The sequence below is a fragment of the Salipiger sp. HF18 genome, assembly GCF_011806505.1.
Taxonomy (GTDB): domain Bacteria; phylum Pseudomonadota; class Alphaproteobacteria; order Rhodobacterales; family Rhodobacteraceae; genus Salipiger; species Salipiger thiooxidans.
On record NZ_JAATOS010000102.1, the window covers coordinates 1 to 12,103 of the forward strand.

Here is a 12,103-nt window from a genome sequence, read left to right on the forward strand (position 1 = left end):
GAGCGCGGGCGCGGGGCTCGGCGCGATCCTCGCCATCGTGCTGGGCGGGCTGCTGCCGCCGGCACTGGCCGTCCTGCCGGGGCCCTACCTCGTGCCGGTCGCGGCCTTCCTCGGCGGCTGGGTCACCACGCTGCTGCTCTACCGCGTCGCGACCCGGCGCGGTCACACCTCGGTGGCGACGATACTGCTTGCCGGCATCGCGCTTGGGGCACTGACCGGCGCGATCTCGGGCGTGCTGGTCTACATGGCCGACGACGCCCAGCTGCGCGACCTCACCTTCTGGGGCCTCGGCTCGCTTGCCGGTGCGAGCTGGACCAAGCTCGCGGTGGCGCTGCCGGTGATCGCCGTCTCGCTCGCGGGCGCGGTGCTGCTGGGCCGGGCCCTGAACGCGCTGGCGCTCGGCGAGGCCACCGCCGCCCACATCGGCATCCCCGTGCAGCGCATGAAGCGGCTCGCCATCCTCTGCGTCGCCGCCGCCACCGGCGCCGCCGTGGCGGTCTCGGGCGGCATCGGCTTCATCGGCATCGTGGTGCCGCACCTGCTGCGCCTCGCCTCCGGCCCCGACCACCGGGCGCTGCTGATCAACGCGGCGCTTCTGGGCGCCGCGCTGCTGCTGGTGGCGGACATGATCAGCCGCGTCGTCGTGGCCCCGGCGGAGCTGCCCATCGGCATCGTCACCGCGGTGCTGGGCGCGCCGGTCTTCCTGTGGATCCTGCTCCGGCAGCGCGGCGTGGTGGACCTCTGATGGTGCACGCGCGCGACATCACCGTCCGGCTCGGCCGCACCGAGGTTCTGCACCACGTCGACTTCGACGCCGCACCCGGCAAGGTCACCGCCATCTGCGGTCCCAACGGTTCGGGCAAGACCACGCTGCTCAAGGCCCTGACCGGCGACCTGCCGCACGGCGGGCGGATCACGCTCAACGGCCACGATCTCGACGGGCTGGCCCCGTGGGAGCTGGCGGCGATCCGGGGCGTGCTGCCGCAGGCCTCGGCGCTGGCCTTCCCCTTCACCGTGCTCGAGGTGGTCGAGATCGGGCTCTCGCGCGGCCGTGCCGGCCACGACCGCCGCGCCGCGCTGCAGGCGCTGGCCCGGGTCGACCTCGGCCACCATGCCGGGCGCCCCTACCAGTCGCTCTCGGGCGGCGAACAGCAACGCGCCCAGCTCGCCCGCGTGCTGGCGCAGGTCGGCGCCGCCGCCGACGAGGACGGGCCGCGCTGGCTCTTCCTCGACGAGCCGGTCTCGGCGCTCGACATCGCCCACCAGCTCGCGGTCATGCAGATCGCCCGCGATTTCGCCGATGACGGCGGCGGCGTGGTGACCGTGATGCACGACCTCAACCTCACCGCCATGTTCGCCGACCACGTGGCGCTTCTCTCCGGCGGACAGGTGCTGGCCGCGGGGCCCGTCTCCGGGGTAATGTCCTCCGAGACTCTCTCCCGCGCCTACGGCTGCACGCTGCGCGTGGGCCTGGCGCCGCCCCCCGGCACGCCCTTCATCCTCCCCCACGCCGCCTCGCTCGCGGCGGAGTGACCCCAGAAAGGACCACAGATGTATCTCGCGATGAACCGCTTCACCGTCCCGCTCGAGAACGCCGCCGAGTTCGAGGAACTCTGGCTCGGCCGCGAAAGCAAGCTGCACGAGAACCCCGGCTTCGTGGAGTTCCATATGCTCAAGGGCCCCGAGGAGGACGGCACCATCCTCTACGCCTCGCACACCGTGTGGGAGAGCGAGGAGCACTTCCGCGACTGGACCCGCAGCGACAGCTTCCGCGCCGCCCATTCCCGCGCTGGCGAGACCCGCAAGCTGCACAGCGGCGCCCCCCGCTTCGAAGGCTTCCGGGCGATCCAGAAGATCACCCAGCCCGCATGACGAAAAGGGGCAGGACGTCCCCCGACGCCCTGCCCCTCAACCAATACCGCAGCACATTCACCCCGAACCGGCCCCACCTCCCCGCACCCGGCACATGACCCCGGCGCCCCACAACCCGCCGACACACCAATCCTCGTGCGCGCCCCCTACACCCGGCCACGCTCCAAACCCCAAAAACGCCCCGCCACCCGCGAGCCCCACAGCCCGAAATCAAAAAGCACGCGGCCAGACGCCCCAGCGCCGCGTCCGCCCTTCATCTTGCCCCTAAACTCCGGGGAGTGTGAGGGGCTGGCCCCTCACTCCCGCCCCCTCCACAAAGCGCCCCCGGCAAGCCTTCCGAAATGCCCCCCGCAACAGCGCTTCCACATGCGCGGGGCCGGTGCGCCGGATCCGCGTCGGGTGCAGCGCCTTGATGGCGTGGTACCCCCGCGTGATGTGATCCATGTTGACCGTCGCGCGCACCCCGGGCCGCGCGAGGATGCGCGCCATGCAGGCCAAGAGCCGCGGGTAGTCGGCGATCTGGCGGCAAGGTCCTCGGGGCAGAGCCGCAGGTCCGAGGGCACCAGCCCCTCGAAGGCGGTGTCGAACATGCGCAGGATGTCGGCGCTTTCGCTGTTGACCATCACGTCGCGCTTCATGTCCCAAAGCACCGGCACCGTGGCGCGGCCGGTGAACTGCGCGTCGGCGCGGGTGTAGAACTCGTGCAGGTAGGCGGCCCCGTGCAGCGGATCTTCCCCGGCGCCCGGGTACCCGCCGAATTCCCAGCCCTGCGCGCCCGGTGCGGGGTTCACCACGGCAGCCGGGATGATCTCCTCGAGCCCCTTCAGGGCGCGGGCCATCAGAGTGCGCGACGCCCAGGGGCAGAGGCAGGCGATGCCGGTGGCGCCCGGCCTCGGCGGGAACGTCGCCCTCGCCGGTGAGGCCCGGCGCCCCGTCCCGGGTGATCCGGTTGCGGAAGGACGAGACCTGACGCACGAAGCGGCCCTTCTCGTAGGCCATCTGCACCGGTTGCCAGTCCGTCGTCCATATACCTTTCACGAGCATGTCGGGAGCCTTCCCGGTCCTTGTATATCAGTAGTAGACGAAGCTGCGCATCGAGACCGATCCCAGGTCGATGCTGTCGTTCATGAAGATCAGCCGGTCCTTCGCATCGGCCGCCCCGGCGACGGTGAGCGCCGGCAGGTAGTGGTCGAAGCTCGGGTGCGCCATGTTGAAGAGCCGGCCCATGCCGGCGCGGTCGCTGAGCGCGGCGATGTCGCCCTGCCCCAGCCGGTCGGCGAAGAACGTGTCGAACTCCTCGGCCCAGTCATGGGCGGGCCCGCCGCCCCAGCGCACTTCGCGCAGGTTGTGCACCACGTTGCCGGATCCCAGGATCAGCACGCCGCGACTGCGCAGGCCGCGCAGCGCCTCGCCGATGGCCACGTGTTCCGGCAGGTCGGCACGCATGTCGATCGAGAGCTGGAACACCGGCACGTCGGCCCCCGGATAGAGGAACTTCAGCACCGACCAAGCGCCGTGGTCGAGCCCCCAGGTGTCGTCGCCCTCGGCGTGGTGGCTGGCGAGGATCGACACCACCTCGGCGGCGAGCCCGGGCGCGCCGGGCGCCGGGTACTGCTGCTGGAACAGCTCCTGCGGGAAGCCGTAGAAATCGTGGATCGTCTCGGGGCGCGCGGTCACGCTGACCAGCGTCGAGCCCCTGGTCATCCAGTGCGCCGAGACCACGAGGATCGCCTGCGGGCGCGGCAGCGTCTGGCCGAGCCTGGCCCAGCTGCGCGCGTAGAGGTTGTCCTCGATGGCGTTCATCGGGCTGCCGTGGCCAAGGAAGACCACCGGCATGCGGTCCGAGGCCTTCAGGCCGTCTTTCAGTTTCTGCAGTTGTTGCGAGATGCTCATGGCGGATCTCCCCTGGAATGGGTTGCGTCGGGCGCGGCGCCATGCCGATCATGCGGCACGGCGGGCCCCGTTCATAGGGCGGGCGCTCAGCTGCGCTTGAGCGGCCAGAACGCGAGCGCGCCGTCGCCGAGCAGGGCGAGCGCGGCCATCACGGCGGCCCACATCACCGGGTATTCCCAGCCGCCGCCGGCGTTCGAGAAGCCGAAGCCGTTGCTCCAGTGGGCGGTGATTGCGGCGCCCAGCAGCACCGGCACGGCGACCAGCGCCACGAGGCGGGTGGCGACGCCGAGGATCAGCGCCGCGCCGCCCACGATCTCGAAGTGCATGGTGGCAAGGCCGAGCCAGCCCGGCAGGCCGAGGCTCTCGAAAAAGCCCATGGTGCCGGCGGGGGTGAAGACGAAGAGCTTGGTAAGCCCGTGCGTCATGAAAAGCGCGCCGGTGCAGACGCGGAGCAGCAGCGCGGCATAGGGCGCGGTTTTCACGTCGATCATGGTGGTGGTCCTTCGGTTTGGTCCGGCACCGGCGCGTCGTGGCGTCCCCGGGTGACGGTGTGTGTTTCGATGAGCCCAAGATGCGCCTTGCGGGAAAGGAATGAAATGGAGATGATGTGGAATGACAATCCACATTTCGTTCGGAATGATCGCATGGACATGATCGACGGCCTGCGCGCCTTCGTCGCCACCGCCGAGACCGGCTCGTTCACCGGCGCCGCCGAGCGGCTGGGGATCTCGAACCGGCTGACCTCGAAATACGTGGCCGAGCTCGAGCGGCGGCTGGGCGTGCGGCTGTTGCAGCGCACCACGCGCAAGGTGGGCGTCACCGCCTCGGGCGAGGCGCTGCTGGCGCGGGCGCCCGCGCTGCTGGACGACCTCGACGAGATGCTGGCCGAGGTGACCGAGAACGGGCGCGGCTTCACCGGCACGCTCAGGGTCTCGGCGCCGGTCACCTTCGGCGAGAAATACGTCAAGGACCTGCTGTCGCGCTTCGCCGCCCCGCACCCGGAGCTGACCATCGACCTGCGGCTCAGCGATGCCTATGTCGACCTTGCCGCCGATGGCATCGACCTGGGCTTCCGCATCGGCGAGCCCGCGCTGTCGTCGCTGAAGCGCCGCAAGCTCGGTGCCATCCGCTCGCGGCTGGTGGCGAGTCCCGACTACCTCGCCCGCCACCCCGCGCCCGCCACGCCCGAGGATCTTGCAAGCCATGTCTGCATCGTCGACACCAACCGCGCCGACCCCGCCCGCTGGCGCTTTCTGCGCGACGGCGAGACCACCACGGTGCGGGTGCCGACGCGCTTCATGGTGAACAGCGCGCAGGTGGCGCGCGATCTGGCGGTGGCGGGCGACGGCGTGGCCTATTGCCCGGTCTTCGTGCTGGGCGATGATATCGAGGCCGGCCGGCTGGTGCCCCTGCTGCCCGGCTACGACAGCCCCGCCCACCCCATCGCCGCGGTCTGGCTCGAGGGCCGGACGCTGCCGCGCAAGACCCGGGCGCTCATCGACTTCGCGGTCGAGGACATGCGCCGCTCCGGCATGGCCTGACAGACGCGCGCACCGGCGCCCGCCCGCCCAAGTTGCGACCGCCCCATGGCGCGAGTACGCCCGAGCCCCTAGATGTGCAGGGCCCTCCCGACGCGCCGGGCCGCAATCCCGGTACTGACCCAAGAACAAGGCCGCGGAAAGCGTTTCCGGTCCATCCCCAAACGCTCTAGAGAGATGTGCTGAAGCTCTACAGGAACCCCATGAAGAAACCCGACCTCCTGATCCACATTGGCCACGACAAGACCGGCTCGAGCTCGATCCAGCACACGCTCGCAGCCAACCGCAAAATGCTCGAGGCGGCAGGCGTGGTCGTGGGCGAGGCCGAGCGCCACGTCAACCACCAGCAGATCTTCGCCCACCTGAGCCGCCTGCCCAGGGACAACATGCCGGGTTACGTGAACGCCGCGCGCGCGCAGAAGAAGGCCGAGGAAGCCGGTGTCGATCTCTGGGCCCGGCTCGAAGAGCGCATCGCCAAGCGGTCGCCCTCGCTGGTGGTGCTGAGCTGCGAGAACCAGTTCCGCCCCTTCACCGACGCCGCCTTCGCCCGGATGAACGGCATCCTGAAACCGCATTTCGCCAACATCCGGGTGATGGCGTACCTGCGCGCGCCCGCTTGCTACTTCCTGTCCGCCGTGCAGCAGGACCTGAAGAAGCGCCCCGAGTTCGGGCTGCCGTCGGCCAGCCGCTTCCGCGACGTGCTCGAGCCCTGGGCCGCGAAAGGCCCGGGCGAGGTGATCTGCCGCCGCTACGCGCGCGAGGCGCTGACCGGCGGCGACGTGGTGACCGACTTCATCACGCACTTCCTGCCGATGACCGATCCCGAAGCCTTCGACCGTTGCAGCGACGAAGAGAACAAGACCGTGAGCCCCGAGGCCATGGAGATCCTGCAGCAGTATTTCCGCGGCACGCTGAAATCGCCGCACCGTCACTACGACCGCCGCCCGCAGCGCTACAAGTGGCTGGTGCGCACCGCCGATGCCGCCGTGCCCGGCCAGTCGAAGCCGGTGCTCCGCGACGGGCTGCGCGAGGTGATCGAGGCGCGCTGCACCGATCTCGACTGGCTGGCGGAGACCCACGGTATCTCCTTCCCCGAGATCGACGCCACCGCCATGCCCCGCGACGAGGCCGAGCGCCGCCACGCCGCACTGCGCGACGTGCGCGATGTCTGCACCGTGGATGCAACCCGCAAGAAGGCGGTTCTGGACGAGATCGCGCGCCGCGCGGCAGAAGAGACCTCGCCGATGATGCGGCTGCGCCGCGCACTGGGGTTCCGCTGATGCTGTCGTACCAGAGTTCAAAAACTCGATAGAATACAGCTACTTAGCCTCTCACGTTTCAACGGACAAAGCGAGAACGGATCGTGAATCTTGAAACGTTCGCAGCATCCAATTGAGCAGCTATACCGCAGCGACGACCAACGAAGTGAGTGGGCTGACCGTGAGCAGCAGGACCAGCACCAGCCAGAAGATGAACCGGTTGTAGACCGGCGTGTGCTGGTAACAGGCACCGCATTCGCGGCGCCCGAAGCGGAGTTTGTGACTACAGTGTTTGCAGTGGAAGTATCTCTGTTGATCGAGCCGCATAGTGGTCGAGCACCTGTTCTTTGGTTACCGAAAAATCACAAGACGCGGCATGAGCCGCTGGCGGCTTGAAACAATAGACCCAAAGATGACGCAAGGTCACCTTGACTGATTTTGTGAGTTTTCCCGGGACCGCAGCTGCCGCCAGTACGCTATCGCAGAAGACTGCCTAAAAGCGCACCAGGCTCACCCGCCCCCATGGCTCCACCCGAACCGCACCTCTTCGGGCCGCCCGCCCCCCCACAGGCCGAGCATGGCAGCCGCGCCAGCGCCGCGTCCGAGAGCGTTCAGCCGGTAGGGTCCAGAGCCCCCGGCGGGAGGTCCGGCAGGTGCTGGGTCACCTCGTGACCGCAGCTTCGCTCCGAATTGCGCGAGTGAAAGAGGCCTCTTTGCACGCGTGAATTGTGTGTTAACCTAGCGTCAAGATTGATTCAGTGATTACGGAGGGAAGTCTATGACCCAGCGGTTCCACTTCAGGCGTGCGCTTCGAGAAGGCGCTGCCCTCCTGTTCATCACGTCTGCATCAACGGTCAGCGCGCAAGATGCGCCCCGGGACGGCTCGGTCCTTCCGCTGCCGCCGGCACCATTCAACGGGGTCATCACCAAAACCTTCGAAGGCTCGACGCAGGATTATCCGCAGCCGGTGACACCGCCCGAAGGGGCGCCCAACGTCCTGGTCGTGCTGATCGACGACCTTGGGTTCGGCCAGCCAGGCACATTCGGGGGGCCGGTTCCGACCCCGGCAATGGATGCCCTTGCAGAAGATGGCCTGCGTTATACGCGGTTCCACACCACCGCAATCTGCTCGCCGACGCGGGCGGCCCTGCTGACCGGGCGCAATCATCATCAAAGCGGTTTTGGCACGATCACCGAGCTCTCCACCGGCTATCCCGGCTACGACAGCATCTGGCCGCGCTCTACCGCAACCATCGCGGAGATCCTCAAGGACCACGGCTATTCGACCTCGGCCTTCGGCAAGTGGCACAATACGCCGGATTGGGAGACCTCTCCCATGGGGCCCTTTGATCACTGGCCCACCGGGCTGGGCTTCGAATACTGGTACGGTTTCCAGGGCGGTGAGACCAGCCAGTGGGATCCGCAGCTGTTCCGCAACACGATTCCTGTGGAGCCGGAGACCACCCCGGAGCAAGGCTACAACCTCAACGTCGATCTGGTGGATGACGCGGTCGCCTGGCTCGATCGCCAGCAGTCCATCGCGCCCGACAAGCCCTACTTCATGTATTTTGCGCCGGGCGCGGTGCATGCCCCGCTGCATGTCAGCCAGGAATGGATCGACAAGTTCGCCGGCCAGTTCGACCAGGGCTGGGACGCGGTCCGCGAAGAGACACTGGCCCGGCAGAAGGATATCGGCGTCGTCCCCGAGGATACGGACCTCACGCCGCGACCAGAGGAGATCCGGGCCTGGGACGCCCTGGACGCAGATGCACAAAAACTCTTCAGCAAGCACCAGGAGGTCTTTGCCGGCTTCCTGGCGCAGACCGATTATGAAATCGGGCGCCTCATCGAGAAGGTCCGCACCATGCCCGGTGCCGACAATACGCTGATCATCCTCATTGCGGGCGACAACGGCCCGAGCGCCGAGGGCAGCATCACCGGCACTCTGAACAATATGATGACCCAGAACGGCGTACCCGACACGGTCGAAGCGCAGCTGCCCGTGATGGACGAGATCGGCGGCCCGCTACATGAAAATCACTACCCTGTGGGCTGGGCCTGGGCAGGTTCGTCGCCGTTCCAGTGGATGAAGCGCGTGCCCTCGCATTTCGGGGGGACCCGAAATGGCATGGTCATCAGCTGGCCCGCGCAGATCACCGACACCGGTGGCATCCGGACGCAGTTCCATCACGTCGTCGACATCGCCCCGACGATCCTCGAAGCGGTGGGCATTCCCGAGCCCGAAGTGGTCAACGGCACCGAGCAGACGCCCATGGCAGGCGTGAGCATGGACTACACCTTTGCCGACGCCGAGGCCCCCGGGACACGGCACACGCAGTACTTCGAGACCGGAGGGCATCGCGCGCTCTATCATGATGGCTGGGTCGCCGCGTCGTTCCACGGCGCACCCTGGGAGCTGACCGGCTCGGTCGGTTTCGACAACAACACCTGGGAGCTCTACAACATCGAGGAAGATTTCTCTGAGGCACATGACGTTGCCGCCGAGAACCCCGAGAAGCTCGCCGAGCTTCAGGCGATGTTCGACGAAGAGGCCCAGAAGTTCCAGGTCTACCCGCTCGACGATCGCTTCTCTGATCGCGCAAGAAACCCCGAACGCCCGTCCGTGACCCGCGGTCGCAACGTCTTCACCTATGCGCCGGGCACGGTCCGCATACCCGAAGGCAGCGCGGCTCCGGCCTATCAGCGCTCCCATACGATCACCGCCGAAATCGAGGTGCCCGAGGGAGGCGCAAGCGGCGTGATGATCGCGAACGGTGGGTCAGCGGCCGGATACACGCTGTATCTCGAGGACGGGGTGCCGGTCTATGAGTTCAACTTTTTCGGCAAGGAGCTCTACCGGGTTGCGGGAGAGACGCCGCTGGAAGCAGGTGAGCACACCGTGACGATGATCTATGAACAACTTCCTTTTGAGGCCGGGAAGGAGGTCACAGGCGGCACGGCGACGCTTCTCGTGGACGGTGCCGAGGTTGCAACCGGAAACGTGGAGAAGGTCGTGCCGTCCCGCTACTCCGCAACAGAGACGCTGGACATTGGAATGGACCTCGGTGCAACGGTCACTCCCGCCTACAGGGAAGCTGCGCCATTCGCATTCACCGGCACGATCAAGCAGGTAACCGTCGAACTGCAGTAGGTCACATTCGGGCCGCGGCGGGACGGGCAACCGGCCTGTCGCGCTCCTGCCTGTGAGTTCCGCGCGTAGCGCGGGACAGGGCAAGAGGACATCCTTGCAGCGCCACAGAAATTATTCGGGAGAACGCGTTCTCGCCAATGATGAGTTTGGGCTCACTCCCGACCTTTCCTGCATGTGGCGCGAACGACGGCTTTTCCTTGGTAAAGGCGAAATGGGTCAGAGACCTGACAGTAAAGTCGCTTTTGTCTGACACCTGACAGCGCGCCAGCCAGTAGTCGTTTTCGACCCGGATCTGCACCACGTCCTCGCGATCCGTGCGGATCATCGCGGCGCCAGTCTCCGGGTCGAAGCGTTTCTCGCCGGTCACGACCTCGCAGAAGTCGCCCGGCACGGCACAGCTACTCAGTAATGCCACGCAGCAAATCATCATCGCTTTCACGGCGGATCTCCTTTTCGATCTTGGTGCGCTCGCGGCAAGCCTCGAGGTTCGCGGCCTCGTCGCAGCCGCCGCGGATGAGCCAGCCCGCGAAGCCGCAGACCAGGGCGAAGCCGGTGAAGAACAGGATGGTGCGCGCGACATCGGGAATGCCTGACCAGAACCGGCCCATCAGCCCACCCTCGCGCTGAGGGATGCCACCATGAGCGAGCTCATGCGCCGATCAGGCACTTGGCCCGCTCCTCGGCACGGCGGTTCACCAGCCCGCGGATCACGCGGCCACCCGCCTTGTTCCACCAGGTCAGCGCCTCGCAGCCGCCGCGGATGTCCCCGGCGTTCAGGCGCCTGGTCGCCGTGCTCTTCCCTGCCCCGTCCACCCCGACGTTGTAGGCGAGCGAGGTATAGGCCGCGTCCCGGGTCGGCGGCATCCGCTGCGCCAGAGTCTCGGGAGTCATGTAGCGATGCAGGCCGGAGCGGTAGACGAGGATGCGGCGGCCGAGCATGGCCGCACATTCGTCCGCGCTATAGCGGTCCCCCGCCTTCACGCCGACGGTCTCGCCATAGCACACGGTCCAGACCGGCGGGCTCGCGATGGTGTCGAGGTAGGCCTCGGTCCTGAGCCCCTCCCACTTCGAGACGAGCGGAATGGCCTCTTGTAGGAAAAGCTGCTCGGGACCTGCATGCGAGAGCCGCGGCACATCGGCGGGCTGGTGCGGGCGTTCGCCGGTGAGGAAGACGCCGCCCCCGGCGATGATCGCCGCCAGGAGGACCACGTAGAGCGGGCTCCTGAGCGTGGTCCGGTCGATGCCCTGGTCTTTCAGGCGGCCCCAGATCCCGTAGACCAGGAAGGCAACGCCGAGCCAGAACCAGAGGTGCGGGTTCGTGTCGAGCGTGAAGACGTAATAGAGCGCTTCCGGCAGCAGCAGGAAGACGAGGCTCAGGTAGAAGGCCCACATGCTGTGGCTCTTCTTCGCGACCTCGCGCCAGTTGGCGATAAGCTTCATTGAGATTCTCCCATGAAAAAGCCCCGCACGAGGCGGGGCGGTCGGCGCAAAGCCGCGCAACCCTGAGGGTGCGTCAGTTGCGCGAATTAATGATCTGCGTTGAAGTGGTCCGGCGGACGCAGCGTGACCGGTTTCCCAACCTACACCGCGTCACATCAATCCCCTGACGCTGCGTCCGCACCCTCACCCGGCAGGCAGGAGCTGATAGGCCAGCGTGTCCGTCCGGTCCTGGACGGTGGTCGTGCCGCTCTCGGTCGGGCACTGGTAGGTCAGGGTCAGGTAGACCGTGATCCGCCCGGGCCGGAGGATGGCCGGAGGGATCATCTCGATGCGCAGGGTCTGCGTGTCGTCGCTGAGCTGCCGGGGCGCGCGACCCGCGTTCAGCCGCTGCCCAGGCGTCGGGATGTTCAGCTCGTCCGTGAATATCGGCGTCCAGTCGGTGAGGCGACAGTCGACCCCGAGCTTCGTGCGCGCCGCCACCATGGTCATCACCACGTTGTCGCCCTGCCTCACCGGCTCTCGGATGTAGCTCTGGCCCTGGATCTGCCGGATCACCCGGTCATCTCCATTGGCCCGCGCCACATCCTGCTGCAGCTCGGAGACGGTGACCTCGAGGCGCGCGAAGCGGTCCACGAAGTCGCCTATCATCAGGTAGCCCTCGCGCAGCGGCCCGAAGGTCATCCCCCATATCAAGCTGGTGGCGCCGAAGATGGCAGCGATGGCGCCCATGATCTTTCCCAGCTCGATCACGCGGCCGGCCTTCGATTTCGGGAACTCGTCTCCGGTCATCTTTTCATCTCCCATTGCCGCTCCGGTAGTCTGGGTGGTCATGAAAAAGGCCCGCCAACGGCGGGCCGAACTATGTATTCTTGAAGATCAGGGGAAGGTCACGCCCCGGAGCGCGACGCGATCGGCAAGATACTGCATGTAGGTCTGCGCCTCGGTCTCGC

The 12,103-nt window shown here is 67.2% G+C and carries 14 protein-coding genes; 7 read left to right on the forward strand and 7 right to left on the reverse strand.

The genetic code is table 11. From position 1 onward, the window contains the following. From HC022_RS11135 to HC022_RS11145, 3 genes are all read left to right on the forward strand, one after another. Positions 1–745: iron ABC transporter permease (locus HC022_RS11135; RefSeq protein ID WP_167452472.1), on the forward strand; the 745-nt coding region annotated here is incomplete at its 5' end. Next, positions 745–1,533 carry a heme ABC transporter ATP-binding protein gene (locus tag HC022_RS11140; RefSeq protein WP_167452473.1) on the forward strand — a complete coding sequence of 263 codons (789 nt, stop codon included), beginning with the start codon at positions 745–747 and terminating at the stop codon, positions 1,531–1,533. The genes HC022_RS11135 and HC022_RS11140, both read left to right, overlap by 1 nt. Positions 1,534–1,551: 18 nt before the next feature. Continuing rightward, complete coding sequence (locus tag HC022_RS11145) at positions 1,552–1,872, forward strand: antibiotic biosynthesis monooxygenase (RefSeq protein WP_008884917.1); 321 nt, start codon at positions 1,552–1,554, stop codon at positions 1,870–1,872. Positions 1,873–2,168: 296 nt separating this feature from the next. Here the strand turns inward: HC022_RS11145 and HC022_RS11150 are convergent, their stop codons facing one another. The 3 genes from HC022_RS11150 to HC022_RS11160 form a co-directional block, all read right to left on the reverse strand. Continuing rightward, positions 2,169–2,711: a hypothetical protein gene (locus HC022_RS11150; RefSeq protein ID WP_254885052.1), complete on the reverse strand. Its 543-nt coding sequence runs from the start codon at positions 2,709–2,711 to the stop codon at positions 2,169–2,171. 232 nt (positions 2,712–2,943) lie between these two features. Beyond that, positions 2,944–3,765, reverse strand: a complete 822-nt coding sequence (gene ygiD / locus HC022_RS11155; RefSeq protein ID WP_167452474.1) for a 4,5-DOPA dioxygenase extradiol — start codon at positions 3,763–3,765, stop codon at positions 2,944–2,946. 86 nt (positions 3,766–3,851) lie between these two features. Further along, on the reverse strand, positions 3,852–4,256 hold the full coding sequence (locus HC022_RS11160) for a DoxX family protein (protein WP_167452475.1): 405 nt from the start codon (positions 4,254–4,256) through the stop codon (positions 3,852–3,854). A gap of 153 nt (positions 4,257–4,409) precedes the next feature. Here HC022_RS11160 and HC022_RS11165 point away from each other — a divergent pair, with 153 nt between their 5' ends. The 4 genes from HC022_RS11165 (at position 4,410) to HC022_RS11180 (ending at position 9,713) form a co-directional block, all read left to right on the forward strand. Then, a complete protein-coding gene (locus HC022_RS11165; RefSeq protein WP_167452476.1) occupies positions 4,410–5,306 on the forward strand; it encodes a LysR family transcriptional regulator in 897 nt (298 codons plus the stop codon). 200 nt (positions 5,307–5,506) lie between these two features. Next, the gene (locus HC022_RS11170; RefSeq protein ID WP_167452477.1) at positions 5,507–6,583 is read left to right on the forward strand and encodes a hypothetical protein; all 1,077 of its coding nucleotides are present in this window, start codon (positions 5,507–5,509) and stop codon (positions 6,581–6,583) included. 90 nt (positions 6,584–6,673) lie between these two features. Continuing rightward, positions 6,674–6,958 carry a hypothetical protein gene (locus HC022_RS11175; RefSeq protein WP_131822035.1) on the forward strand — a complete coding sequence of 95 codons (285 nt, stop codon included), beginning with the start codon at positions 6,674–6,676 and terminating at the stop codon, positions 6,956–6,958. Positions 6,959–7,340: 382 nt separating this feature from the next. Further along, complete coding sequence (locus tag HC022_RS11180) at positions 7,341–9,713, forward strand: arylsulfatase (protein ID WP_167452478.1); 2,373 nt, start codon at positions 7,341–7,343, stop codon at positions 9,711–9,713. Between the two features lies 1 nt (position 9,714). On the opposite strand, the gene HC022_RS11185 is transcribed toward HC022_RS11180, so the two are convergent. From HC022_RS11185 to HC022_RS11200, 4 genes are all read right to left on the reverse strand, one after another. Next, positions 9,715–10,152: a hypothetical protein gene (locus tag HC022_RS11185; protein WP_167452471.1), complete on the reverse strand. Its 438-nt coding sequence runs from the start codon at positions 10,150–10,152 to the stop codon at positions 9,715–9,717. Beyond that, positions 10,112–10,321 (reverse strand): hypothetical protein, encoded by a 210-nt coding sequence (locus HC022_RS11190; protein ID WP_167452479.1) that lies wholly within the window; start codon positions 10,319–10,321, stop codon positions 10,112–10,114. Before HC022_RS11190 ends, HC022_RS11185 begins: the two co-directional genes overlap by 41 nt. Before the next feature lie 40 nt (positions 10,322–10,361). After that, the gene (locus HC022_RS11195) at positions 10,362–11,153 is read right to left on the reverse strand and encodes a lysozyme (protein WP_167452480.1); all 792 of its coding nucleotides are present in this window, start codon (positions 11,151–11,153) and stop codon (positions 10,362–10,364) included. 183 nt (positions 11,154–11,336) lie between these two features. Then, the gene (locus HC022_RS11200; RefSeq protein WP_167452481.1) at positions 11,337–11,942 is read right to left on the reverse strand and encodes a hypothetical protein; all 606 of its coding nucleotides are present in this window, start codon (positions 11,940–11,942) and stop codon (positions 11,337–11,339) included. Between the last annotated feature and the right edge of the window lie 161 nt (positions 11,943–12,103).

Bases quoted from the DNA above. Each gene is read 5' to 3' on its own strand.
- HC022_RS11145 (WP_008884917.1), top strand. From the start codon at position 1,552: ATGTATCTCGCGATGAACCGCTTCACCGTCCCGCTCGAGAACGCCGCC.
- HC022_RS11160 (WP_167452475.1), bottom strand. From the start codon at position 4,256: ATGATCGACGTGAAAACCGCGCCCTATGCCGCGCTGCTGCTCCGCGTC.
- HC022_RS11140 (WP_167452473.1), top strand. From the start codon at position 745: ATGGTGCACGCGCGCGACATCACCGTCCGGCTCGGCCGCACCGAGGTT.
- HC022_RS11165 (WP_167452476.1), top strand. From the start codon at position 4,410: ATGGACATGATCGACGGCCTGCGCGCCTTCGTCGCCACCGCCGAGACC.
- HC022_RS11200 (WP_167452481.1), bottom strand. From the start codon at position 11,942: ATGACCGGAGACGAGTTCCCGAAATCGAAGGCCGGCCGCGTGATCGAG.
- HC022_RS11150 (WP_254885052.1), bottom strand. From the start codon at position 2,711: ATGGCCCGCGCCCTGAAGGGGCTCGAGGAGATCATCCCGGCTGCCGTG.
- ygiD (WP_167452474.1), bottom strand. From the start codon at position 3,765: ATGAGCATCTCGCAACAACTGCAGAAACTGAAAGACGGCCTGAAGGCC.
- HC022_RS11170 (WP_167452477.1), top strand. From the start codon at position 5,507: ATGAAGAAACCCGACCTCCTGATCCACATTGGCCACGACAAGACCGGC.
- HC022_RS11190 (WP_167452479.1), bottom strand. From the start codon at position 10,321: ATGGGCCGGTTCTGGTCAGGCATTCCCGATGTCGCGCGCACCATCCTG.
- HC022_RS11195 (WP_167452480.1), bottom strand. From the start codon at position 11,153: ATGAAGCTTATCGCCAACTGGCGCGAGGTCGCGAAGAAGAGCCACAGC.
- HC022_RS11180 (WP_167452478.1), top strand. From the start codon at position 7,341: ATGACCCAGCGGTTCCACTTCAGGCGTGCGCTTCGAGAAGGCGCTGCC.